Below are 24118 nucleotides of genomic sequence, written 5' to 3'. Positions count from 1 at the left end.
CCACCCGCACCAACGCCCGCGGCGAAACCGAATGGCTCCCCCCACCCCACCTCGACCACGGCCAACCCAAAACCAACCACTACCACCACCCCGAAAAACTCCACCACAACCAAGACGACGACCCCGTCTGACGGCGGATCCGGCCGCCGCCGGCACACCCGGTGACGAGCCGGTGAATACGCCGTAACGGGATCCCGAACCCGCTCGGGTGGAAGTCCTGTGGCCCGTGATGTTAAGGACTTAAGCCTCACGACCGGTGGCCCGCCCCCGCATAGCGTCGTCTGCGATGGAGGGAGTAGGAAATGCCGATTCCGGTTAAAGAACGTGGCATTGTCGTCGCCGTCGACGGCTCGCCAGCATCCGACGCCGCCACCCAATGGGCGGCCCACGAGGCGGCGATGAGGAACGTCCCGCTGACCGTGGTTCACGCGGTGGTGACCCCCACCTCGACCTGGCCGCCGGTCGCCTACCCGGAAGCCTTGGCCGTGCGGCTCGAGGACGAGGGCAAGAAGGCGATCATGCACGCCATGAAGATCGCCGAGGAGGCGATGCCGCCAGAAGACAAGGTCGCGATCAACAGGGAGCTGCTCTATGCGGCGCCGACGCTGGCGTTGATCGAGATGTCCGATCACGCGGAAATGATCGTCATGGGCACCGCCGGCCGGGGGTTAGTCGCGCGCGGTGTGCTGGGTTCGGTTAGCTCGGCGGTGGTGCGGCACGCGAACTGCCCGGTCGCCGTCATCCATGACGAGAAGCTGCCCGACGCGCACGCGCCGGTTCTCGTCGGCATCGACGGCTCGCCGACGTCCGAAGCCGCGACGGCGTTGGCGTTCGACGAGGCGTCCCGTCGCGGTGTCGACCTGATTGCCCTGCACGCGTGGAGCGATGTGACGGCGATCGAACTGCTGGCCCTGGATTGGGCGACGGTGGAGGAGGAAGCGCAGCGCAGCCTCGCCGAGAGCATGGCGGGCTGGCTCGAAGAGTACCCCGACGTCACGGTGCACCGGGTGGTCGTTCGCGACCGGCCGGCGCAGAACCTGATCGAGACTGCGGAGTCCGCACAGCTCATCGTCGTGGGCAGCCATGGCCGCGGCGGCCTGACCGGATTGCTGCTGGGCTCGGTGAGTAACGCGGTGCTGCACGGCGTCCGGATCCCGGTGCTCGTCGCCCGGGTCCCGGCCACTTCGCATTAGTACTTCGCCGCGTCAACAACGAAATTGCCGTGCGGGTCGTGCTTGGTCAGGGATCACGACCCGCACCGCACTTTCGGCGCTTAATCAATCGGTGGCGTGCACGACGGTAGAAGCCCACGTGCACAGCGCGGCGGCGTCACGCCCCGCCCGTGCGACGGTGCGGTCCGGCCGGACGAGCGCGGCGGTCGCGTGACCCCGCCGTAGCCACGCCCCGAGGGCGCTTTCGGGCTCGGCGGTCAGCACGGCGATCCCGCGCCGCCGCAACGAGGTCTCGGCCGGGGCGCTCAGCGGGGCGATGCTGATCAGGCCGAAGCCCGTCCCGAGCACCTCGTCGAGCCGTTGGCCGTCGGGCAGCAGCGGGTTCGGGCAAAGCGTCCCCGCGAGTTGCCGTAGCCCGGGCGAACGGCGCACGAGCGCAGAAGAACACAGGGCCGGCGTGGTGGAATCAACGACCTTCGAGCGCACGCCGGGGACTAGCCGCAGCCGGGGCAGCACCACGCGCCGCGCCGCATCTCCCGCACGGCCGCCGCCGGTCATCGCGCGCCCGACTCCCAGCGCGAGCCGAATCATGTGGCGGGCGTGTGGTTTCCGTTCCCGTTCGTAGCTGTCCAAAACGTCGGCGGCCAAGGTTGCGCCCCGGACGCCGGCGATCTTCCATGCCAGGTTCGCGGCGTCGCGCACCCCGGCCCCCAGGCCCTGGCCGATGAACGGGGGAGTGAGGTGCGCCGCGTCGCCGAGGATGAAGACGTTCCCGCGCCGCCACCGGTCGGCGATCTGGGCGCGGAAGGTGTACTCGGTGACGCGCAGGAGGGTCAGTTCGTCGTTGCCGAGTTCGCCGGTCCACGGCGCGATCAACGGACGCAGGGCGTCGAGCGTGCCGAAGTCATCGGCGCTTTCATCGGCCAGCAGCTGGAATTCCCACCGGTAGCGGCACGCCCCGATGCGCATGTACGTTCCCGCGCGGACGGGGTCGCACACCTGATGCACGCCGTCCCATTGGTGCAGCTCGGCGTCGGCGGCGACATCGGCGACCAGCCAGCGCTGGTGAAAGCCCAAGTCCCGCATGGTTGATCCGATCCGGCCGCGAACGAGGCTGTTGGCGCCGTCGCAACCCAGCACATAGTCGGCGTCGATCCGGTGTCTACTGCCGTCGGTGCGGTCGATGTAGGTGACGCGGCTCCGGTGTGCGCCGACGTCGACGTCGCAGACCTCGGCGCTGCCCCGCAGCACGGCATCCGGGTAGCGCTTGAGGTTGGCGCGCAGCAGGGTCTCCAGTTCCGGCTGGTCGAACATGTTGGCCTGAGGGAAGCCGTTCGCCCCCAACGACGGATCGCGGTGGAACTCCCCGAGCACCGCGAATCGCTTGTCCAGCAACCGCAATCCCAGCGTGGGTCGCGATATCGCGGCGAATTCGTCGGCGATACCGAGGCGGGCGAGGATGCGGTAGATCTCGTCGTCCAGATGCACGGCACGCGGCTGCTGATAGACGCCGGGCCAGCGGTCGAGCAGCATGCATTCCACGCCGTGCTGCGCCAGCAGCGTCGCCGCGACGACTCCGGTGGGCCCGGCGCCGACGATCGCGACGGGGACGCGCGAGACGGGAGCCTCGGTCACGCGAATCTGACTGCGGTGCGCTGTGTTCCGAGGTCGATGGCGCCGTCGTCGGTGGCCACCGCGGCCTCCACCACGTCGCCATCCTGCAAATACTTGGGGTTGCCGGCCTGGCGTGTGAAGAACATCTTCCACTTGATCGCGGGCGGCAACAGGTTGCCGATGATCTGGACCGGCTTCGGCGGGGCGCTCAGGGCGGTGCCGGCGGGGGTGCCGGTGAGGATGAGGTCACCGGGCGCGAGTTCCTGGAACTGGGTCAGTGATTGCAGTGCCTGCAGCGGGCGGTACAGCATGTCCCCGTCGACGAGTGCGTCCTGCCGTTGGCGCCCATTGACACTCAGGCGCAACCGCAGGTCGCCGAACCGCTTGAGCTCGTCGGCGGTCAGCAGCACCAGCTCGGGACCGACCGGGGTGAAGGTCGGGTAGGACTTGGCCTCGTAGAACTGTGTTTGGGGAAGCTGGATATCGCGCGCGGACACGTCGTTGGTGACGACCAGCCCGGCGACGAAGTCGGCCAGGTTCGCGTTGGAGATTTTGGTACCGATCGGGGTTGCGCGCCCGATGACGAGCCCGATCTCCACCTCGTAATCGAGCAGCTTGACGTGGGACGGTTTGATGATGTCGTCGAAGGGGCCCGTGATCGACGCCGACGCCTTGCGGAAGAAGGTGAGGGGCACCGTTGCCGGGTCCATGCCCGCGTCTTTGACGTGCGAGACGAAGTTCGTCATCTGGGCGATGACCCGGCACGGCCGCGTCACGGGTGAGATCAGCGCGAGTTTGTCCACTGGAGTCGGCTGCGCACCGGTCCCGCCCACCGCGGCGTCGATCGCCGCCCGATCGGCCAGCAGCGCGCCGGTGGTGGTGGCGGCGGTGTCGATTTTCCTGGCGCCGTCGGTGGTCTTGACCCACCAGGCGTCGGCGGTCCGCAGCACGGAAATGGTCATGAGGTAGGCACTTTCAGTAGGCCGACGAGGCGGTTGATGTCGAATTCATTGTGTGTGCGCAGCGCACCGGCCATCGCGGCAAGTTCACGGCGAGCCGATTTCAGGTCGGTTCCCAGGAAGTCCCGCGTCGCCCTCGGCCCCCACTGGGCCAGCCCGGAGGCGGTGAAGGGCGCCCAGCCCGGTTCGACGGTGTTGTCGAACAGGTCGCCGTCGGCGAAGTGCTCGACAAGGAAGCCGTCGGGATCGCGCCAGTAGTCGAAGATCTGGCTGCCCTGGATGTGCCTGCCGATGCCCCAGGACCTGAGGTAGCCATGGTCCTTGAGGTATTCGCCGCCGGCGGCCAGCGCGTCGAGATCACTGACCTGATACGCCGAGTGGACGTAACGGTTGGCCGGCCCGAGCGCCATCGCCAGCGTGTGATGATCGGCCGGCGTCGACCCACGATCGCAGCGGATGAAGCTCATCGTTGGTCCCCGCCGGCGCTGGCCGGGGAAGAACAGGAAGTCGCTGACGATCATCCCGAGGTTGTCCAAATACCAGTTCAGCGTCTCCAGGTATTTGGTGGACTGCACCACCAGATGACCCAGGCGCTGAATCCGCGCGGGCACCCGCGGGGGGCGCTGCCCCGCGTTAATGCGCGCTACGTCGTCGCCGAAATTGAACTGGTGGGCAGGCTGGCCGGGCAGTTCGGGAAGGTCGTCGGTGCCGGCGATCACGCGCACGGCCATTCCGCTCGGATCCCTCAGGTCGACCGAGAGCCCGCCGATGTCCTCGGGCAGCGGACGTGCCGGGGCGTTCCAGCGCTCGGCCAGCCGCCGGACGTCGGCCGTCTCGCCCGCGCGGTACGCCACGCCGGCGAACCGGGTGCGCGGTCCACGCCGCACGATCACGCAGGGGCCGGCGGCGCGCGTCCCGCGCAGCTGCAGCTCGTCGCGGCCGCGCCGGGCGGTGTGAAAGCCGAATGCGTGGGCGAACGCCTCGGCGCGCTCCAGGTCCGGCTTCTCGAACTGTAGCCACGCGATGTCGACCACCTTGATCACCGGGTTCCGGGACCGGCCGGGGTGTTCGCCGCGGAGCGCACCCCGTTCGCTGTGCAGCCCTTCGTGGACGTTCTTGATAGAACTCAAATCAGCTCCCTCGGTAACTGACGAAATCGTCACATATAGGGTGACGTGTGGTCAACACTTCTGACGAAATCTTCAAAAGTGATGCATACTCGGGTCATGAGCGCTACGGCGGAGCCGGCCAGCCGCCTGGCGCGGCGCAAACAACGCACCCGGGCGGCGCTGGTGAAGGCCGCGCAGCGGCTGATCGCGGAGGGCAAGGTCAACGTGCCGATCCTCGAGATCACGCGGGCCGCCGATGTTGGGATGGGATCCTTCTACAACCACTTCGAAACCAAGGATCAGCTGTTTGCGGCGGCGGTGGCGGACGTCCTCGATGTGCACGGGGCCATGCTGGACCAGATCACGGCATCGATTGACGATCCCGCGGAAACATTCGCCGCGAGCTTCCGGATGACCGGCCGGTTGTTCCGCCGTCGCCCGCAGGAGAGCGAAATTCTCTTGCTCAACGGGCTGGCGCTGCTGTCGTCGGACCGCGGCCTGGCTCCCCGTGCGCTGCGTGACATCAAGGCCGGCGTCGCGGCCGGACGGTTTGAGGTCGACGACCCGGAACTGGCCCTGGCGATGGCCGGCGGCGCGCTGCTGGGGCTGGGAAAGCTACTCCGCGACGACCCGCGCCGAGACGATGCGCGCACGTCCGACGCCGTCACCGAGAGCGTGCTGCGCCTGTTCGGGCTGGACGCCGCCGACGCGCACGCGATCTGCCAACGGCCGCTGCCCGACGACGCTTTCGGGGAGGCCTGAGCCCCGGAGGGCGCCGGCGCCGGACGGGCGGGTCACCCGGTGGTGTGGACGATCAGGACGTCGATCTTGGCCTTGGTCGCGATGCCGCCGGGAATCGAGAAGACCCGCCCGATGAGCGCGGATCGCGCGTCGAGCCCGACGTGGCCGACGACGAGGAGGTCCGCGTCGACCTGCTCGGCGAGTTCCACCAGCGCGTGTACCGGAGCATCTTGGATCGGTCTTTCCTCGATGTCGGTGGCCCCGGCCGCCTGGGCGCGTTCGTGGGCTTCCCGCAAGATCGCATAGATCGGTGCGTTGCCCTGCACCTTGTAGCCCTCGTTTCCGAGGACGTCGGCCGCCCGCGAATCGTCCTTGTGGGGAAAGTATCCCGTTGCGATGATCAGCTTCGCGTTCGACTCGGCGGCTATCGCGCCGGCTCGGTCAACCGCACGCAGCGACGATTCGGAGCCGTCAGTGCCGACGACCACCGTTCGATAGGCCTTCATCTGACCTCCCGGCCTCGTAGGGCGATTCCTATGGGAGACCGTAACGCGCCGGCGCGCGCGAGCCTACTGCCGCGGCTCTCGGGAGTCGCTGCCGGACGCCGAATCCCCGACATTCGACAGCGCGCTACTCGATTGGCGGCGGAACCGTCACGGCGACGGCCGCCGCACAGCGGGCGGCACCGCGCCGATGACGGCGCGGTGACTGTTGCTGTCCCACAGCCTGTTTCAAGAGGGGAGCCGCCGGGTTGGCCTCGGCCACGGCGGCTGAGACGATGCGGGCGACGAGTTCACCGCCTCGAGTGACCTCTATCGTCTGGCCGGCGGCGACGGTATCGAAGTAACGCCCGGCGCGCTTTCGCAGTTCGTCGAGTTCGATTCGTTCACCGGTGTCCGCGGGACTCGGTGCCGTCCGCGAGTCGCCGGCGGACACGATCTTCGCCAGGAATCTGCCGCCGCGGACCACGTAAATCGTCTCGCCGGCGGCCACCCGGTCGAAGCATCGCCCAGCGCGCGTTCGCAGTTCGTCGAGGCCGACCCAGCTGCCGGGGTCCGCCGCGGCCTTGACCGTGCGCGCGGGCACCGGTGCCACCCTCCAGGCGCCCACCGGGACTATTCGCGCGACCAACTTTCCCCGGCGGACGACATCGAGCGTCTCCCCGGTGGCAACGCGCTCGAGATACGCGCAGGCGTGACTCCGAAGCTGGCCCAGCCCAATCGCTTCCGGCATCTCGCTCCGATCTCTGCGCGTCGGCGGGACAGTGGCCGTGAGGCCCCGTCGTCGCCGGACTCAGTATATGACTGTACGTGCGGTCAGTGTCAACGGCCGCGGATCGTCAGCCTCAGCGCGGGGGCGCCAGCATGTCCTTCCAACCGTCGTCTCCCGTCTTGGTCGAGTTCTCGACGGCGTATCGGACGCCGTCGGGACCCACCAGTTCGCCGCTTTGCGGGTTGTACACGGCCGGGGGAGGACCGGCGGGGGTGTAGACGCAGGGGTTCGGCTGCTGGCCGTTGCACTGGACGGTCCCCGATCCCGGCCGCTGCAGCACGTCGCTGACGGGCGGGGGAGTCCCCGCCACCCGGTCGGCTGGCGCCGGGTTCATGCCGTTGTCGACCGAGGGAGCGGGGATCACGAGACCCGGCTTGACCGGCTGATCGCAGCGCGCGGCCGGCGCCGGGCAGGTCAGGATCTGGTTGGGATCGCCGTACCATGGGTTGGTGCCCAGCGGGACATAGGGTTTCGGGTCCCGACACTCGCGCGGGGTGGCGGCGCGTTTGCCCGGGACGTCGACGCACGGAAGATTGCGAGCGCCGCGCACGGCATTGGAGGGCGTGTCCTGCGGGATCCTGCAATAGGTTCCGGAGGGCATCGGCGCCTGGCTGATATCGGCCGGGGAGCGCCATTGTGGCGCCGGAAGGAATCCGGTCAGGCATGGCGGGGGTTGGTTGATCGTCAGCGACGTGCCGAGCGAGGCGTAGCCGGGGAAAGGCGTCGTCACCGTCTGGCCTTCGGAGGCGCCCTGCGGATAGGCGACCAGCAATTGCTCGACGCCCTTGTGGTAGCGCTTGAGCATCTCCAGCACGATCTCGACGTTCGCCAGGGTTTGGGGCAGCGCGTCGCGCACGTCGCTGAACACGGCGTTGACCTGATCGGCGGTGGGGGCGCCGCGCGTCAGGATGCTCTGCACGTGCTGGTCGTTTGCCGCGCTCTGCGCGGCCAGTGTGTCCAGGTTGTGCGTCCAGCGCTCGATGGAGTCCGCCGATTCGACCTGGCTGTCGATGATGGGCCCGGAGTTGTCGATGATGTCGTCGACGTCGGCGATGTTGGTCTTGAAATCGCCGGCGATCGCCTGCGTCGCGTCGACCAGCCGTTGCAGCGCGGGACCCAATCCTCCGACGGCTTGGGCGGTTTCGTCGAGCAGCGAGGCGATCTTCTCCTTTGGCAGGACGGCCAGGCCGCGGTTCGCGGCGTCGAGCGCGGGCCCGATATCGGTCGGCACGGTGCCCTTGGTGATGGTCTGTCCCGCCGAGAAATACTTGCCCGGGTTGCCCGCCGAGACCAGGTCCAGATACTGCTCGCCGACCGCCGACACCGAATGCACGTTCGCCGCCGCGTCGACCGGGATCTTGTAACGGTCGGAGATGCTCATGGTCACCCGCGCCCCCGTCTCGGTCGGCTCGACGCCGGTGACCGTGCCGATGGTCTCACCGCGATAGGTCACGTTGGCCGTCTGGTACAGGCCACCCGAGGCGGGCAGGTTGGCGTGCAGCGTGTACTGGCCGACCCCCGCCGCGGTGGGCAGCCGTAGGTAGTAACCGCCCAGCACCACCGCGGTGACCACGGTCAGGACGCCGAAGAGAATGAGCTGGCGCTTGATGAAGGGGGTCAGCATTGCCGGTCCGCCCGCTCCACCAGCGGCCCGCCCGGGGCGTCGTTCGGGTTGGGCGTGTACCGGACGTCGGGGATCATCGTTTCGGGGTCGCGGCCCCACGCCTGTTCGAGCGCGCGCAGCGCCCCGGAGAATCCCGTCCCGGTGAGGACCGCGTTGTCGACCGCGCTGAGGGTCAGGTCGAGCGTCAGCGACAGGTTGAAGTAATCACCGCGGAACGCCTTCGGCACGGCGTCGATGTCGAACGGCCGCACGAGGATCAGCTTGAGGGCCCGGATCAGATACGGCGAGGCACGCCCGAGTTCCCGTAACGGGCACTGCAGCGAAAGCAGATCCTGGTGAATGTCGCCCCTCGAGGGGGACAGGTATTGGTCGGCGACTCCGCTGAGCCGTCCCGTCGCGTCGACCGCATTGATCAACAGATTCTGTTTGTCGGCGAAATGCTTGATCAGGGGTGGAAATTCGGTGAGAACGCGGTCCAGGACGTCCGAGCGGGGACCCACGTACGCCAGGAGCCGGTTGGTGGAATCGATGGCTCTGGTGATGTCGTCGCGCTGCTCGTCGAGCCGGGTGATGAAGGTATCCAGCTTGCCGAGGAAGACGCGAATCTGGTCGGCCCGACCGTTGAAGACGTTGTACACCTCGTTTTGCAGGACCTCGAGATTCGGGATGCCGCCCCCGCGCACGATCATGGCGAGACCGGCCAGCGTCTGCTCGGTCGTGGGGTAAGCGGACGCAGCGCTCAGCGGGATCGTGTCACCGTCCCTCAGCGGCTCCCGGGACGGGTCGGGCGGCGCGGCCAGCTCGATGTGCTGAGAACCCAGGAGGCTCGTCTGCCCGATCTTGGCGGTGGCGTTCCTGGGCAATTTCACGCCCTTGTCCAGGCGCAGTGTCAGCGTGGCGACCCAGTTCTTCAGGCTGATCGACCGGACGGTGCCGACGAAGACGTCGGCCACCCGCACCCGGCTGTTGTCGTTCAGGGCCAGGGTGTCGGGCATCTGCACGTAGACGGTGTAGGAGCCGGGTCCGCTGCCCGGCCCCCCGGGCATCGGCACGTTGGCGATTCCCTGCCACTTCGCGCACGAGGTCAGCGCCACCACGGCGCTCAACAGGGCCACCGCCTGCCGGACGCGGCGACGGGTACGAGAACCCAAGGCATGCAAGGACATCACGATCCCGGTCCCGTCGACGCGGCCGCCGGGGTGGGAGCGATCGGGCCGGGCATCACACTGGGAGCCGGTGGCGGCGGGGGGATCGGCACCTGCGCGGCGCGCACGCCGATCGGTGGCACCACCGGGTACTCGTCGTACGCGTTCGGGGGACCCGGTGGCGTCTGCAGGCCCGCGGGCGGCGGTGGGCTGTCGGGTCCGCCCATCAGCTCGCCCAGTGAGTCCGGAGTCATCAACCCGGCCGTGATCGGCCCGACTTGAGTGCCCTGCATGCCTGGCGCGGCGACCCAGCCGGGCTGGGTGTTGCGGTGCGACAACGGGGTGTCCGGCACCCAGATGCCGGGCACCGTGGTGTCCTTGTACCCGTTCGGCGGCTGCAGCCGGGGCTCCGAGTAGGCGATTTCCTTGGGCAGCGTCTCGGCCGTGCTGAACAGGTTCAGCCCGAATGGCAGGTAGTTGAATTTGATCGCATCGAGGATGGGCGCCAGGTATTGCGCGCACAATTCGGCGGATTCCTGATAACCCAGTCGGCTGCCGGCCTGGATCATGCTGCACATGAACTGCATGGGGTTCGCGAAGTTCGGGATCGCCGGGATGGACATGACCGCGCCGTGCGACGGGTGATAGATCTGGCTGAGGTTGGTCTCGAGCGTCGGCAGGACGTGCAGGGCCGTTTCCAGGCCGTTGAGCGGATCGGGTTGGACCAGCGTGGTGGTCACGGTGGCAAGGTTGTCGATGTCGTGCGCGAGCACCGCGCGGTTCTTGTCGAGGAACGGCCGCAGGGTGGCCAGCAGGCCGTCGAATCGCTGTATGGCCGTGGCGAGTTCGGAGTCGGACGACGTCAGCTTGTCGGTGAACTGGGCCAGGTTGGTGTTCAGCGCCACGAATTGTTGGTCGTCTTTGTGCAGGGCGTTGACGAACAGCGCCAGGCTGTGCACCACTGCAAAGAAGTCACCGCGGCCCTCGTTCAGCGCGGTCAACGCCCGCGACAGGCTGTCCAGCGTGGCGTTGATCTGTTTGCCTTTGCCGGCCAGGCCGTCGGCGAAGGACTCGATGACGTCACCGAAGGGGCCCTTGGGCTGCTCGGGCGTCGGACCGAGCTTGGAGATGACGTTGGCGACGCTCTGGCTCAGCTGATCCCACTCCGTCGGTACCTGCGTGCGCTCGAGGGGGATGACCGCGTTGTCGGCCAGCACCGGGCCGCCTTTGTAGGGTGGCTCGAGCTGAATGTTGCGCGATGCCACCAGGGTCGGGTTCACGATCACGGCGGACGCGTTGGCCGGCACCTTGTACTTGTTCTTGTAGTGGAACGTCACTTTCATCTTGTCGCCGGCCGGCTCGATCTTGTCGACCGCACCCACGCGAACGCCCATGATCTGGACCTTGTCCCCGGGATAGAGTGCGTTGGCCTCCGGGAAATACGCGACGACGGTGTTGGTGGTCAACTTGTCGTACAGCCGCATCCCGACGAACCCGGCGAGCAGGGCCAGCGCGACGACGAGCGTCCCGATCACCTTCCGGGACCGGAATTTGCGGACAGCGTGGACGGCGTTCAATTCTGGTTACCTCCCGCTACGCCGCTGCCTCCCGTGCCGCTGGGATTGATGAACGGCGCGGGCAGCGCGGGCCCCGGCCCGGGTGGCGCCGGTGGGCCCGGCGGCAGGCCGGGAGCGAACGTCGACGGCGGTGGGACGGGCCCGGCGGGTTGGAGGTTCTCGGTGCGCGCGCCGGGCGGCGCGTCGGCCGGCAATGGTACCGGGGTGCCCGGGACGTCCGGCGGCGGTTCGCCCGGCCGGCCGGCGATCGGGATGCCGGGCGTCGGGGGCAGACCGTCTGGGTTGGGCGGCGACGCCTGCACATCGATCGGTGCGGGGAAACTGCCGCCGAACGGGCCGACGTCGACACCGGCGCACGGCAACGGGTTCCACGGTCGCGGTGACGCGTCCCGGGGCGGGGTGTACGAGCACGCCGTGCCCGGAGGGACGGCCGGTCCCGGGTGATCCGGGGTGCCCTCCAGTACCGGAGGCGCGGGTGGCGGCGCGCCGTTGGGGAACCGCGTGCCGTTGGGATCGGGCCAGCGGAACGCGGGCAGGCCCGCGCTGCGCCAGAAGTCCTCCGGGTCGATGCCCCGCTTCTTGAATGCCGCATCGACGAATGGCTGCAACATCCAGTAGGGCAGCAGATTGGACAAGACGATTTTGAAGTAGGGCCCCGACGCCACGGACTCCCCGAGCGACGCCGCGAATTGACTGACGTACGTGAGCGTTCGAGCAAGGTCGTCCTTACGTGCCACCAGGACGTCGCTGATGGTGCGCAGCTGCTCCAGTACCGGATTCAGGTTGGGATTGTCGTCGATAAACCCCTGCACCTGGACCGAGAAGGAGGAAATGTTCTGCAGCAGAGCGTCAATGGCCCTTCCCCGTTCGTTGAATGCGGCGAGCAGTGTCTTGGCATTGACGAGCAACCGATTGACCTGTTCGCTACGGTCGCCGAGCACGCTGGCCACCTGGTGGGCCTGCGCAAGCAGATGCTTGATCTGTTCGTCGCGTTTGCCGATGGTGTCGGAGAACCTCGTCAAACCGTCGAGCGCCGGGCTCAGGTGCGGATACGTCTGATCGATGATCTGCGACAGCACGTTCAGCGACCGCTTTACCGTGTCGATGTTCCAGCCCGAGGCGGCCTTGGTGATGTCGTAGTTCGCGTCATAGAGCTGATAGGGGGTGGTGCTCTGCCCGAGGGGCAACACTCCTCCGGGCCGCAACGTCTGGCTGCCGCGCGGCTCGATCTCGAGCACTTTCTTGCCGAGGATGGTGTCGGTCTTGATCGCGAGCCGGCTCTCGGTGCCGATCGTGTTGGCGCCGATGGTGAACTTGATGACCACATGGTCGCCGTCGATGTCGAATCCCTGCACGGTGCCGACGTTCACTCCGGAGATGCGCACCTTGTCGTTCTTGTTGAGCTGACCGGTGTCGGTGAACTGCCCGTAGTAGCTCGGACTCGCGAACAGCATGGGGACGCTGGTGAAGCTCTGACCGACGGCGACGACGAGTCCCAGCACCGTCGCGCCCATCAGCCCGCCGCGGAGGCGATTGAATTCTGTGAGTGTTCTCATTGCGGCGTGCACCTGCCCGTGGGCTGCTGCCAGATCCGCACCGTGCGCACGGGGCCGCCGGGCTGCAGCCCGTTCCACCTGATCGACAGGTCGCAGAGATAGAAGTTCACCCAATCGCCGTAGAGGCCGATGCTGCGGCCGATCAGATTCAGCGCCGTCGGCGTCTTGTGAATGAGATCGCCGAGCTGGTCGCGCTGGTCGACGAGCGGCTGCTGGAGCGCCTGCAGGTAGTTGATCTCCTTATGCAGCACGGCCCGGTCCTCCGCCAGGAGGTCGGCGACCGTTCCGGCGGCATTGCTGATGTTCGCGACCCCGGCGGCCAGCGGGTCGGCGTGGTTCTGCAGGCCCGTGATCAATCGCTCGAAATTGTCGATTGTCTGGTCGAATTCCTTGCGATGCCGAACCGTGGTGTCCAGCACGACGTTCAGGTTCTTGACCACCTCGCCGATCGCCTGGTCGCGCTCGGCGATGTGCGCCGTCACCTGTGCCGTCTGGTCGAGGATGTCGTTGATGGTGCCGCCCTGGCCCTGAAACACGGTGATGATGGCCGACGCGATGGTGTTGACCTTCTCCGGATCGAGCGCCCGGAACAGCGGCTTGAAGCCGCCGATCAGGGCGTCGAGATCCAGCGCTGGTGACGTTCGGGAGAGCGGGATGAATCCACCCGGCGGCAGGATTCGGTTGGCCCCCTCGCCCTCGCCGCGTTTGAGCTCCAGGTAGCGGTCGGCGAACAGATTGAGATAGCGGATCTGGGCGGTCGTCGATTCGTAGAGCGGTATCGAGCGGTCGACGACGAAGTCCACCAGCACCTTTCGGCCACCGTCGATCAGTCGCACCTTCTTGACTTTGCCGACCTCGACGCCGGACGCGCGGACGAACTGGCCGTCTTTGAGCCCGCTGCCATTGCTGAACTCCGCGCTGTAGCCGTTGGTGCGGTTGAAGCGCACCTGGGCGAACACCACGACGATCGAGACGGTGATGAGCAGCAGCACCAGCGAGACGATGCCGAGTTTGATGGCGGAGCCGGTGATCTTCATGGGTTGATCGTGTTGTCCCCGACTTGGCGGCCCCACACGTATTCGATGGCGTACGGTGAGCCGGTATCCAGGTGGTTGTACGGCGCGAGGCTGGCGCCCGTGTCGAGCACCAATTCGGGTGCGGGCCAAAGGTCGTGGGTGATGGCCTGCCAGCAGCCCGGCGCGCCTCCGGGTCCGCCGCGGGCGTTCACCCGGGGCAGGTTGTCCGGAAACACATAGGGATTCGGCGCGCCACCCACGAGTCCGGCTAGCCCGAGGAGCCCCTGGGTGAGGACGGCGCCGGTCAGGCCCGGGAGGGTGAGTATCCCTCCCAGCCCTGACGTCAGTTCGGTCATGGTTCTCAGCGCATAGCCGTTGCCGCCGCCCGTAGTCGCGTAGGCCGCCGGTTCCTCGTCGTAGTAATTGCGGATGGTGCAGAAGATCTCGGGGCTGTAGGTGTCGAGTAGCTGCGCCGTGGGCAGCAGGTCGGCCGCCCCGCGCTGCAGGTATGGCCCACCGCGCCGGAAGATGTCGGCCCCGGTGTTGCCCAGGCCGGTTGCGGCCAGCAGAGCGGCGTCCAGCTCGGCCTCCTGGCGGTGTAGCGTGCGGGCGGTGATGACCGCGTTGTCCAGCGCGTCCAACAGGTCCGGCGCGGCCTTGGTGTAGGTGTCACCAAGGGCGGCCAACCGTGCGATGTCATGGCGGAGCTGAGGCATCCGCGGATTGACGTCGTCGAGGATGGCGTTGCCATTGATGATCGACTGGCCGAACTTGTCACCCAGGCCGGTCAACGCCTGCGCCGCCGCGGCCAGCGTCAGGTTCACCTTGACCGGGTCCACTTTCTGCACGATCGAGTTGAGCGTGTCGAACAACGTGTTGAACTCCGTGGTCACCGAGCTCGCAATAATCACCTGCTGAGCGCTGATGCGTTGCGGTGTCGGGTCTTTCGGCGAGGTCAGCGACACGTACTTGTTGCCGAAGACCGTGGTGGCCTTGATCTTTGCGTCCACATTGGCTGGAATGAGCGCGATGTATTTCGGTTTCACGTCCATCACGAACTTGGCGGCCGGTGAGCCGTCGCGCTGAATCTCGGAGATGCTGGAGACTCGGCCTATCTCGACGCCGTTGTAGGTGACTTTGGATCCCGGGTCCATCACCAGGCCGGACCGGGGAGCGACCATCGTCAGGGTCGTCTTCGGCGTCAACTCACCGCGGAACTGCAACCAGACGAACCCCAGAACCACCGCTGCAACGACCAGGGACACCGCGGCGGTCGTCTTGTACGGCGGGACGCGCGGCGCGTTCTGCTTGGCGATGTTCGGCGCGGGGGTCGTCATAAGGCCGCTACACGGTGAGATTGAAGTTCGGGCTCTTGCCGTAGACGGCCATCGCGGTCAGCACGACCACCAGGACGATGGTGATCAGCGACAGCCGCATGGATCGTCCGACCGCTTCACCGACGCCGACTGGGCCCCCGGTCGCGGTGTAGCCGTAGTAGCAGTGGGTGGTCATGACGACCACCGCAACGAGGATCACCTCCACGAAAGACCAGCCCACGTCGTTGAGGCGCAGGAAGGTGTGGAAGTAGTGGTTGTACGTGCCCGCGGACTGACCGTAGAAGAACACCGTGGTGACCTGCTGCGACACGAAGGCCAGGGTGACCGCCAGGCCGTAGAGCGGGATGATGACGACGAGCCCCGCGACCACGCGGGTGGACGCCAGGAAGGCGACCGAACGGATGCTCATCACCTCGAGCGCGTCGATCTCCTCGCTGATGCGCATGGCCCCCAGTTCGGCGGTGGCGCCGGCGCCGACCGTGGCGGCCAGTGCCTGGCCGGCGGCCACCGGCGCCACAAACCGAACGTTGACGAGTGCGGCCAGAAACCCGGTGAATGCCTCGACCCCGATGTTGCCCAGCGTCGCGTAGCCCTGGATGGCGACCAGTGAGCCCGCGGACAGGGTGATGAAGCCGACGATGGCGGCGGTGCCACCGACGACTGCCATTGCGCCGGTACCCATGCCCATCTGGGCGACCATCCGCAGCAGCTCTTTCGGGTAGCGGCGCACGGCGAAAGGGATCTGTCCCACCGCACTCAGCGCAAACCACACGATTTGCCCGATTTCGACCATGACCCGTGCCGGGGCTTCCCCGTACCGGTGCAGGGTGGCGGCGGTCCCGGGAAAGCGCACCCGAAGTGCTGCGGCGGTGGAGGTCCCGGTCATGTCAGCGCCCCGTTCCGAACCGGACGCCGATGGTGGTGAGCGCCGCGTTGACTGCGAACAGCGCGATGAAGCAGAGCACGACCGTTTCGTTGACCGCGGTGCCCAGGCCTTTGCTCCCGCCGCGGACGATCAGGCCGCGATAACAGCCCACCAGGCCGGCGATGAGCCCGAACGTTGCGGCCTTGACGAAGGCGATCACCACCTCGGGTAGCCCGGTCAACGCCGTCAACGTGGAGAGGTAGGCACCGCTCGAGACGTTCTGCAGGTAGACGCTGAACAGGTAGCCGCCGCCCAAACCGACGGCGACCACCAGGCCGTTGAGCAGCACGGCAACGATCGTCGAGGCGACGACGCGCGGCACCACCAGCCGGTGGATCGGGTCGATGCCGAGCACCTCGAGCGCGTCGATTTCCTCGCGGATGGTGCGGGCGCCGAGGTCGGCGCAGATGGCGGTGCCCCCGGCGCCGGCGACCACGAGCACCGTCACGATTGGGCCGAGCTGGGTCACCGCGCCGATCGCGGCGCCGGCCCCGGAGACGTCGGCGGCGCCGATTTCGGCTAGGAGCAGGTTGAGCGTGAAGATGAGCAGCACGGTTTCCGGGATGGACACCGCTATCGTCGGCAGCAGCGAGACCCGCATCAAGAACCAGCCGTTCACGATGAACTCGCGCCATTCGAACGGCAGCAGCAAAGCTTTGCCTGTCAGCACGCACATGCGGAAGAAGCCACCGGCCACCTCCGCGCCGGGCCGAATTCGCTCGCCGAGTTTGCCGGCCAATATCGGTGAGGTCGTCATCGACGCGACCCCCGATCCGGCCGGCCGCCCAGGCGCCGGGTTAGGGCATTCGGCTCGAGGGATTCGAGTGCGGCACGGGCGGCATGGAATTCGATGCGGTCTGCGGTCACGTCGGGGGAGTAACAGCCCATCGAATCTCTCTGCGAGACAACGTAATCAGCGGATATCGTCAACGAACGACACGTCCGACTGCGTCGGTCCGTGACCGGATGGGGTTGTACCGCCGGGGGTGGCTGATCGCCGCGGAAAGGATTCTGATCCACGCATTCCTCCCCGCCGACGGACCGGGCCCGCGTCGCCGAGCGCCGCGCCGCCTCCGTTTGCAACACGCAGCAACTATCGCATTAGACCGTACGGTCAGTCAATCAAATGGTCACGCTTTGGCCATTTTCCGTGGTCCCGGCCGCGCCGGTCGGGCCGAAGTGCGCCTTGCACGCCGGGACGCGACCACTTCTCGCCGGGTCGGTTGACTTCCCGTACGGTCTCGCGTCAGCGTCACTGTCAGGCTCACCTGATGCGCGGGAGGAGGCGAATCGATCGCCGGCAGAAGGCGTTAGCCGTTATGCGTTCTGTTGTGCGGCCCCGGCGACCGCGGCCATGGACTCGCGAACCACGGAGATCAGGGGAGTCTCCGGGTTCGCCCACTTCGCGAGCCCGAGGCGGTCAAGCAGTAACCCGCCCAGGAAGACGTCAACGAACGCGGCGCCGACCTGTTCGGGTGTCCACAGGTCGGCGGGACTGAACCACACCCACATCCACTGCAGCGAGCCCCACAACTGGAGCGCCGCCAATTGCACGTCCACGCCACGGAATACGCCGATGTCGATGCCGCTGCGGATCTCGTCAACGGCAAGCGACTGCAATTTGTCGCGCAGCTCGCGGACCTGTTGCATGGCGGGGTCGTCGAACAACTGGACGACCTCGCGTTGGCTTGCCACGGTCGCGTCGCGAGAGGTCACCTGCAGGAGCGCGGAGGTGTAGATGATCGCGGCGATGCGTTCATGCGGGGCGCTCAATCGATCCCACACCAACCGCAATACCTCGAGTTGGTGCGCCAGGTGCGTCTCCTCGAGCTCCTTCAGCATCTGCGCCTTGGTTCCGAAGTGATGCACGATGGTGCCCTTGGACATCCCGAGCTCGTCCGCGATGTCGCCAATATTCGTTCTCTCGTAACCGCGTTCGGCGACGTAGCGGACGAACGCGTCGAGGATCTCGCCACGCCTACCGGGCGACCTGGGCATCTGGAAAACCTTCGGGTAGGGAACTAACCGTACGAACGGTCTATCACACGGCCGGCGCGCTGCGTTAGTCCCCACCGGTTATGTCGCCGATTCGTTGGGAACTCGTTGCGTTGCCGGCGAGCGCGGGCTCGGCGCTCGGCGGCCTGCCCAATGCGTCTCCGAACGAAAGCTACGGTCGAAGCTTTTCAGGTCAGCAGGGGCGGCAGCGTCCGCCCCGGACGCGGTCCGGCGCGGTGACGACAAACATATTGGTTCCGGGCGCCGACTTGATCTCACCCGCGGTGTACACCGTCATGAGTTCTCGGCCATCGCTGTCGGCAATGCACACATAGGTGTCGGTCTCAGCGTCGTAGTCGAAGCTGTCCCATGCCAATACGAACGCCAGGCAGTTACCGTCGCGGTCCGCGACCACGAGCTTGTGCACGCCTGAGTCCTTCAGCAGATCGGCATCCTGCGCGCGCTGCGCAGGTGTCCCGTCGGGCTGGACCTTAACGCTGTTCAACATCGGTGTACTCCCTTGACGACGTCGGCGAGGTGGTATCCGTCTGGTCCGGTCCCTTGTGGGCTGCGGACCTGCAGAAATTGTCCCCCCGAAGACGCGCGTGGGCCAGGGCATTACGACCCCTGTCCAACAGGGCGTAAGTCGGACGGCGACCAGGCCGCGACAACCTTCGGTGCGGCGGAGTCAACTCTCGCCAGTTGTGGACCCGATCGACTGCCAGCTCGGCTCCTTGGGGCGCAAGGCCACCAGCGTCACCCCGGCGGCGAAAATGACGGCGGTCGGCCACGAGAAGCGGCCGTCCGGCGCGAAGCCCGCTTGCGCCAGCCAATGCAGGCCGGCGGCCGTCAGGAGGGCGCCGATCAGCATGACCGCCTCGGCCCAGCGTGCGCGGAACGGCAGGTCGAGCAGGGGCAACGGCGCAGCAAACACCCGTCGCAGCCACCAGAGCACGACCATCTCGATCGCCGTCACCAGGCCGAGAACGGTGATCCACTCCAGCCGGACCAGCCACCAGGCCGCCGTTCCCTCGGGGGGCTGAGGTATCAAACCCGCCGGATACGCGGTGATCGCGACGATCACGACGGGGACCATGTGCCACAGATAAAGGGCCATCACGTTCGCGTTGCCCGTGGACAGCACGTTTCGGACGGGCCGAGGCCGCAACGCGCGGTTCAGCGCCGGGGCGATGGCCACCGCCAGGCCGGCTTGAGTGCAGGCGTAGGCCAGCATCGCCACGGTCGGCGGCGTGGTGTTCTCGATCGCCTCGCCTGGAACGCCGATCATGCTGACGGGATAGGGGCCGATCCGGATGAGCAGGGCAAGCGCAACCGCCGATCCGGCGGCAAGCAGTATCGGCCTACGGCCGGTCAACAGCCCACCCTGCCAAGCGATCCCGAGCTGGTAGAGCAACCCCCAGCACAGCAGGTAGTTGAGCCACCCGACGTAGGGCACGTGCCCGGCCAGTGCCGCGGCGTCGACCAGAACCACGCCCAGGGCGAGAACCAGCGGAGCCTTGAGACCCCAACGGGATTGTGCCGCAACGGCAATCGGCGTCAGCGACACCACCAGCACGTAGACCGCCAGGAACCACAGGTGCATGGCGACCGCCCACCCCGCGTACTCCAGCACGTCGCCGGCGACGCCCCGGGCCTGCAGCACCACCACGACGATCGAGAGCAGCGCAACGTAAACGGTGGTCGGCCCGAGCACGCGAGCGAGCCGGTGCCGAATCCAGGCCTGGCGTGAGAAGCCGCCGGCGCCGCGCCGATGGGCCCACGACACCGCGCCGGCAAAACCGGCCACGAAGAAGAACACGGGGACGGCCTGGAAGATCCAGGTGAGCCACTGCGTCCAGGGCATGTCGAGGAGCGGGTTCTCCCGACCGAACCGCCGGTTGTGGTAAGTCACGGAACCGGCCAGCCAGTGGCCCAGCACGATGAGGACCACTCCCGACACGCGGTAGAAGTCCACCGCCAGGTTGCGGGCCGGACGCGCGGTGTCTAGCTCGTCCACCCGCGCAACGGTACCCGCCCGGTGCCGCGAAGTCGCTCGGCGCAGAATGGCCCCATGAAACCCGCTCACCTCGCCGACCTGCAGGTCGGCCGCCTCGGCCTGGGCGCCATGGGCATGTCCGTGGCCTACGCTGGCGCCGGCAGCGACGACGCCGAATCGATCCGCACCATCCACCGCGCCATCGACCTCGGTGTCACGCTCATCGATACCGCCGAGGTGTACGGCCCCTACGTCAACGAGGAACTCGTCGGCCGGGCGCTGCGCGGCCGCCGGGACGAGGTGGTGCTGGCCACCAAGTTCGGCATGATCTCGCACACCGGCCGCGACGGCCTCGACAGCAGCCCGGCCAGTGTTCGCGCCGCCGTGGACGGTTCCCTGCAACGGCTAGGCACCGATCGCATCGACCTCTACTACCAGCACCGGCTCGACCGCGGGACGCCGATCGAGGACACCGTCGGCGCCCTGGCCGGACTGGTCGGGGCGGGGAAGATCCGGCACATCGGACTTTCGGAAGTGGGTGTGAACACGATCCGGCGGGCCCAGGCCGCGCATCCGATCACCGCCGTGCAATCGGAGTACTCGCTGTGGACCCGGGATCCGGAGGACGGCGTGCTGGCCGTATTGCGCGAGCTCGGCATCGGTTTCGTCGCCTATTCGCCGTTGGGTCGTGGCTTCCTGACCGGAACTATTCGGACCACCGACGGCCTGCCGGACACCGACTTCCGCAAGTCCAACCCGCGGTTCTCCGACGAGAACTTCCAGCACAATCTCAGGTGCGCGGACGAGGTGCGCGACCTCAGCGCCGAGGTGGGTGCGACACCCGCACAGGTGGCGCTGGCGTGGTTGTTGGCGCAAGGTCCAGATATCGTGCCGATTCCGGGAACCAAGCGCGTCGAACGGCTCGAGGAGAACGTCGCGGCCGACAGCCTCGAGCTCACCGCGGACCAGCTGGCCCGGCTCGACCGGCTCACGCCGCCCGCCGGGGGCCACCATGCGGAGGCGCAGATGGCGTGGATCGACCGGTAGGGGGTTCCAAGAAGCTGGTGGTCGACGCCAGCGGGTTTCTCGGGTCGCACGTCACGCGTCAGCTGGTCCAACGCGGCGCAGATGTGCGAGTCATGTTGCGGCGCAGAGCAGTTCCATCTAGGGCATCGACGATCTGTCCGTCGAGCGCTGTTACAGCGACGTGTTCGACGACGAAGCGCCGCGCGCGGCGATGGCGGGCTGCGATGTGGTCTACTACTGCGTCGTCGATGCCCGCATGGCGGTGCGGGCCGACCTGACGAAGTTCGTATACACAAGCACCGCAGGGACTTTGGGCATCAGCGACCACGTGCCCGTCACCGATAAGGATCCGCACAATCGGGACCAGGGCGGCCCGTATATCGAAGCGCGGTTGGCCGGGGAGAACCTGCGGCTTCCTACGCGCGCGACAAGGGGTTGCCCGGCGTGGCGATGTGCTTATCCACCACCTACGGGCCCGGCGACTGGGCGCCCACGCCGCACGGCTCGCTGCTGGCCCTCGTCGCCAGGGGGCGATTGCCCTTCTGCCTTCGCTCCTGTTTCCGAGCGTGGGCCCTGTGGAGGAAAAGTGTTGAAAATGTGTACTTTTCCCCCACGTTCCACGCGTTCACAGCGGGATGCACGGCCGAAGATGCTGGTGCACTATTAACGACTCACGACACTAGTCCGACGTGGCCAGCGCGGCGCGACCGTAGTTCTTCTCGATGAGCGTCCACGGGTCCGCGTACGGACCGCGTCTCTCGGCGCGGCGCTGCAGCCTGAGCCCCACGCGCATCGCCGGCCGCAACAGCGGGCCCAGCGTCCGCAGGACGAGACGCTGGCGGCGGCCCTGGGATTCGGCGATCCACGCCATCGTCTGTTCCCAGTCGTGCTCCGGCGCGCCGCGCCGGCGTCCGTCAGGTCGACGTATTCGGCGACGAAGGTGCCGGGATGGTCGGCGGCCGCCAGTTTGGCTGCGGTGGCCACGGTTTCGTTGGTCCGCAGGTCCGTGGCGATGACGGTCTTGCCGCGGCTCAGCAGGATCTGGCTGCACCGCCTGCCGACCTGACCGAATGCGCCCGTGACGAGAACAGTTGCGCCGGTCATGACTTGATCACCCGGCCGCCGATCTTGGCGATTATCCCGCGGAGCCGGTCGGACAGGTAGACGGAGAACAGGGGAGTGACAAGGTCCTCGCGCAGGCGAGTCAACTTGGAACTCCCGACGAGCCACTGCCCGCCGACGTTCGCGTAGGTCTCGTGGTAGTGCCCGTACCCCACCAGGCTCACTCCCGGGCCGAACCGGACCACGTCCTGCAGCGGCCAGACGCCGGTCGCGGTGGCCGCCGACGTGAACGCGATCTCGGGGGCGTGCACCGGATGTGCGGTGGCCTGGCGCCCCGCCGTCCGAGCGCCTTGCGCGTGAAAGCTACGAAATCGTCGGCCCCTTCGATCACCATGCCGTCCAGTGCTTCGCGACGAGGAGCCGGCAGTAGCGGGCCTTGAGTTGCTTGATCGATTCGATGGCCAGCAGTGCCGCCGCATGGGCGTCGGCCGAAGCGCCGTCCGCGCGCTCCGTCATCGCGGCCCGATCCGTTCCCAGGCCGTATCGGCGTGACGTTTCACTGGCGAAGCGTAAACCGTCAGCCTTTGAAGTAGACAACCTGATGGGTGGTGGCAAGCAGCACGGCGTCCCGCGTCCATACCTGGGCGCTTTGGTCGAAGTAGCCCCGGGTGAACCGGTTGGCGCGGGCGGTGCACAGGACGAAGTCGTTTCCCACGGCGTCGAGTTGGTGCTGATCGGCGAGGAAATACGTGGTCAGGGAGATCGTTCCCGAGGGAACGAAGCCGCCGCGCCGCAGGAATACCCGCGGGTAGAAGATGTCGCACTGCGCGGCGAGCGCCGCGTAGTCCAACCGGCGCTGCGCGGCGTCGCGGACCCACAAGGTGGTGGTGGACGAGTTGCTTGGTTGCGCGTCTTTGCCGGGCATGGCGCCGTCGACGAAACGCATATCGTAGAGGCTCGTCCATCGAACCAGGCCGGGGTCGGCGGACGGGAGATGATTCGGGTCGGGCGCCCCCGGCGGGCTGCTCTCGGTGTCGGCCCAACCGTCACGACGTAGGGCGAACAGCGCGGTCGCCGTCGTCTTGATCTCGCCGTCCTGGCTGAGTTCGACGATCCAGTGCTGATTGCTGCGGTTGGTGCGGGCCGCCCGCAAGGCGATGTCGAAGTCACCGTCGGCGATGGGGGCGGCGTAATTCACGGTCAGCGCCAGCGGCTCGCCGATGCGTTCGGGGTGTGACGCGACGGCGCGCAGGATCACGGCGGCGGTGATTCCGCCGAACGGCCCGACCATATTGGCCCATTCGGGGTGGGTGTGGCCGCGCCTGGTGTCGGGGCCGACGTTCTCGAGGCGGATGGCGTCGTCAAAGGGATGCGTCATGGGCGTCGACCGCAGACTACCGGCGCTGGCCCCTGCGTCTGGCTAGGGGCGGGCGAGAAGCGTCCCGTGAGATACGGTCCGGCGAGCGACAACACCAGGAAAGCGAGGCACGGTGCGCGTGGTCACGACCAAATCCACCGCCGGCTCGTCGGAGACGTTCCGATGCGCATGCAGGACCCCACCGGGTATCCGGACGTAGTCGCCCGCACGGGTGTCGTGCCACGCGAGTCCGTGGTCCGTCGGGATGAGCACCTGCTGGGAGCCGGAGAGGATCAGGAAATCTTCGGCATCAGGGTGGCGATGCAGCGGCACGGTGACGCCCGGAGGGAGCGTGCCGCGCATCACGCAGAACTGACCGTGGTCGTCATCGGACCACGTTACGAACTCGACGGTAGGGCCGAACACCTCGAACGCCTCTCTGGCAGTGCCCCCTGCGATCCGATGCAGGACTTCGCTATTCGCCGACCCAGAATCCATCGGGTGCCCAGCCTTTCCGGTGCGTCGCACGATGCGCCAGCTTCACTAACGGGTCCGCAGATCGAACGGTTCAACAGAAACCATCGACTTAGGTGCGGCTCGCCGCGGCGGCGAAAATGCGAAGTCGGCGACTGTGC

General features: G+C 67.3%; 22 protein-coding genes and 3 pseudogenes. 5 read left to right on the top strand and 20 right to left on the bottom strand.

Annotation, left to right across the window (positions count from 1 at the left end; genetic code table 11):
- Both SKC42_RS27875 and SKC42_RS25915 read left to right on the top strand, forming a co-directional pair.
- The coding region (locus SKC42_RS27875) for a hypothetical protein (RefSeq protein ID WP_442932267.1) at positions 1 to 131 on the top strand (131 nt) is incomplete at its 5' end.
- A 171-nt stretch (positions 132 to 302) separates the two neighbouring features.
- Positions 303 to 1193 (top strand): universal stress protein, encoded by an 891-nt coding sequence (locus SKC42_RS25915; RefSeq protein WP_330967096.1) that lies wholly within the window; start codon positions 303 to 305, stop codon positions 1191 to 1193.
- 84 nt (positions 1194 to 1277) lie between these two features.
- Here the strand turns inward: SKC42_RS25915 and mhpA are convergent, their stop codons facing one another.
- The 3 genes from mhpA to SKC42_RS25900 are packed head-to-tail and all read right to left on the bottom strand — an operon-like array spanning position 1278 to position 4875.
- Complete coding sequence (gene mhpA / locus SKC42_RS25910) at positions 1278 to 2807, bottom strand: bifunctional 3-(3-hydroxy-phenyl)propionate/3-hydroxycinnamic acid hydroxylase MhpA (RefSeq protein WP_330967095.1); 1530 nt, start codon at positions 2805 to 2807, stop codon at positions 1278 to 1280.
- Complete coding sequence (locus tag SKC42_RS25905; protein WP_330967094.1) at positions 2804 to 3748, bottom strand: fumarylacetoacetate hydrolase family protein; 945 nt, start codon at positions 3746 to 3748, stop codon at positions 2804 to 2806. The genes mhpA and SKC42_RS25905 overlap by 4 nt, the downstream gene beginning before the upstream one ends.
- Positions 3745 to 4875 (bottom strand): VOC family protein, encoded by a 1131-nt coding sequence (locus SKC42_RS25900; protein WP_330967093.1) that lies wholly within the window; start codon positions 4873 to 4875, stop codon positions 3745 to 3747. The genes SKC42_RS25905 and SKC42_RS25900 overlap by 4 nt, the downstream gene beginning before the upstream one ends.
- Positions 4876 to 4971: 96 nt before the next feature.
- On the opposite strand from SKC42_RS25900, the gene SKC42_RS25895 reads away from it, so the two are divergent.
- A complete protein-coding gene (locus SKC42_RS25895) occupies positions 4972 to 5616 on the top strand; it encodes a TetR/AcrR family transcriptional regulator (protein WP_330967092.1) in 645 nt (214 codons plus the stop codon).
- Between the two features lie 32 nt (positions 5617 to 5648).
- Here SKC42_RS25895 and SKC42_RS25890 read toward each other — a convergent pair whose 3' ends face one another.
- From SKC42_RS25890 to SKC42_RS25830, 13 genes are all read right to left on the bottom strand, one after another.
- Positions 5649 to 6101: a universal stress protein gene (locus SKC42_RS25890; protein ID WP_330967091.1), complete on the bottom strand. Its 453-nt coding sequence runs from the start codon at positions 6099 to 6101 to the stop codon at positions 5649 to 5651.
- A 124-nt stretch (positions 6102 to 6225) separates the two neighbouring features.
- Complete coding sequence (locus SKC42_RS25885; protein ID WP_330967090.1) at positions 6226 to 6828, bottom strand: type II toxin-antitoxin system Phd/YefM family antitoxin; 603 nt, start codon at positions 6826 to 6828, stop codon at positions 6226 to 6228.
- A 112-nt stretch (positions 6829 to 6940) separates the two neighbouring features.
- Complete coding sequence (locus SKC42_RS25880) at positions 6941 to 8491, bottom strand: MCE family protein (protein WP_330967089.1); 1551 nt, start codon at positions 8489 to 8491, stop codon at positions 6941 to 6943.
- Positions 8485 to 9657: a virulence factor Mce family protein gene (locus SKC42_RS25875; protein ID WP_442932266.1), complete on the bottom strand. Its 1173-nt coding sequence runs from the start codon at positions 9655 to 9657 to the stop codon at positions 8485 to 8487. Before SKC42_RS25875 ends, SKC42_RS25880 begins: the two co-directional genes overlap by 7 nt.
- A complete protein-coding gene (locus SKC42_RS25870; protein WP_330967088.1) occupies positions 9657 to 11213 on the bottom strand; it encodes a virulence factor Mce family protein in 1557 nt (518 codons plus the stop codon). The genes SKC42_RS25875 and SKC42_RS25870 overlap by 1 nt, the downstream gene beginning before the upstream one ends.
- Positions 11210 to 12769, bottom strand: coding sequence for a virulence factor Mce family protein (locus tag SKC42_RS25865; protein ID WP_330967087.1), 1560 nt, complete (start codon positions 12767 to 12769; stop codon positions 11210 to 11212). The genes SKC42_RS25870 and SKC42_RS25865 overlap by 4 nt, the downstream gene beginning before the upstream one ends.
- Positions 12766 to 13806 carry a virulence factor Mce family protein gene (locus tag SKC42_RS25860; protein WP_330967086.1) on the bottom strand — a complete coding sequence of 347 codons (1041 nt, stop codon included), beginning with the start codon at positions 13804 to 13806 and terminating at the stop codon, positions 12766 to 12768. The genes SKC42_RS25865 and SKC42_RS25860 overlap by 4 nt, the downstream gene beginning before the upstream one ends.
- On the bottom strand, positions 13803 to 15122 hold the full coding sequence (locus SKC42_RS25855) for an MCE family protein (RefSeq protein ID WP_330967085.1): 1320 nt from the start codon (positions 15120 to 15122) through the stop codon (positions 13803 to 13805). Before SKC42_RS25855 ends, SKC42_RS25860 begins: the two co-directional genes overlap by 4 nt.
- A gap of 7 nt (positions 15123 to 15129) precedes the next feature.
- On the bottom strand, positions 15130 to 16008 hold the full coding sequence (locus SKC42_RS25850; protein ID WP_330967084.1) for an ABC transporter permease: 879 nt from the start codon (positions 16006 to 16008) through the stop codon (positions 15130 to 15132).
- Between the two features lies 1 nt (position 16009).
- Positions 16010 to 16804 carry an MlaE family ABC transporter permease gene (locus SKC42_RS25845; protein ID WP_330967083.1) on the bottom strand — a complete coding sequence of 265 codons (795 nt, stop codon included), beginning with the start codon at positions 16802 to 16804 and terminating at the stop codon, positions 16010 to 16012.
- A 560-nt stretch (positions 16805 to 17364) separates the two neighbouring features.
- Positions 17365 to 18045 carry a TetR/AcrR family transcriptional regulator gene (locus SKC42_RS25840; protein ID WP_330967082.1) on the bottom strand — a complete coding sequence of 227 codons (681 nt, stop codon included), beginning with the start codon at positions 18043 to 18045 and terminating at the stop codon, positions 17365 to 17367.
- A gap of 190 nt (positions 18046 to 18235) precedes the next feature.
- Positions 18236 to 18550: a hypothetical protein gene (locus SKC42_RS25835; protein WP_330967081.1), complete on the bottom strand. Its 315-nt coding sequence runs from the start codon at positions 18548 to 18550 to the stop codon at positions 18236 to 18238.
- A gap of 180 nt (positions 18551 to 18730) precedes the next feature.
- Positions 18731 to 20059: an acyltransferase family protein gene (locus tag SKC42_RS25830; protein ID WP_330967080.1), complete on the bottom strand. Its 1329-nt coding sequence runs from the start codon at positions 20057 to 20059 to the stop codon at positions 18731 to 18733.
- 54 nt (positions 20060 to 20113) lie between these two features.
- On the opposite strand from SKC42_RS25830, the gene SKC42_RS25825 reads away from it, so the two are divergent.
- Together SKC42_RS25825 and SKC42_RS25820 are read left to right on the top strand one after the other, a co-directional pair.
- Positions 20114 to 21085 carry an aldo/keto reductase gene (locus tag SKC42_RS25825; protein WP_330967079.1) on the top strand — a complete coding sequence of 324 codons (972 nt, stop codon included), beginning with the start codon at positions 20114 to 20116 and terminating at the stop codon, positions 21083 to 21085.
- A pseudogene (locus SKC42_RS25820) lies at positions 21070 to 21607 on the top strand (NAD-dependent epimerase/dehydratase family protein); the annotation flags it as partial. The gene SKC42_RS25825 and the pseudogene SKC42_RS25820, both read left to right, overlap by 16 nt.
- Positions 21608 to 21743: 136 nt before the next feature.
- Here the strand turns inward: SKC42_RS25820 and SKC42_RS25815 are convergent.
- From SKC42_RS25815 to SKC42_RS25800, 4 genes and pseudogenes are all read right to left on the bottom strand, one after another.
- A pseudogene (locus tag SKC42_RS25815) lies at positions 21744 to 21956 on the bottom strand (NAD-dependent epimerase/dehydratase family protein); the annotation flags it as partial.
- 208 nt (positions 21957 to 22164) lie between these two features.
- Positions 22165 to 22642: pseudogene (locus SKC42_RS25810) on the bottom strand (nuclear transport factor 2 family protein).
- 61 nt (positions 22643 to 22703) lie between these two features.
- Complete coding sequence (locus tag SKC42_RS25805) at positions 22704 to 23504, bottom strand: acyl-CoA thioesterase (protein ID WP_330967078.1); 801 nt, start codon at positions 23502 to 23504, stop codon at positions 22704 to 22706.
- A gap of 42 nt (positions 23505 to 23546) precedes the next feature.
- Entirely contained in the window at positions 23547 to 23909 is a 363-nt protein-coding gene (locus SKC42_RS25800; protein WP_330967077.1) for a cupin domain-containing protein, read from the bottom strand.
- Positions 23910 to 24118: the final 209 nt, after the last annotated feature.

The sequence above is a fragment of the Mycobacterium sp. 050134 genome, from assembly GCF_036409085.1.
In the GTDB taxonomy this organism is placed as follows: domain Bacteria; phylum Actinomycetota; class Actinomycetes; order Mycobacteriales; family Mycobacteriaceae; genus Mycobacterium.
This window is presented reverse-complemented; position numbering and strand designations above follow the sequence as displayed.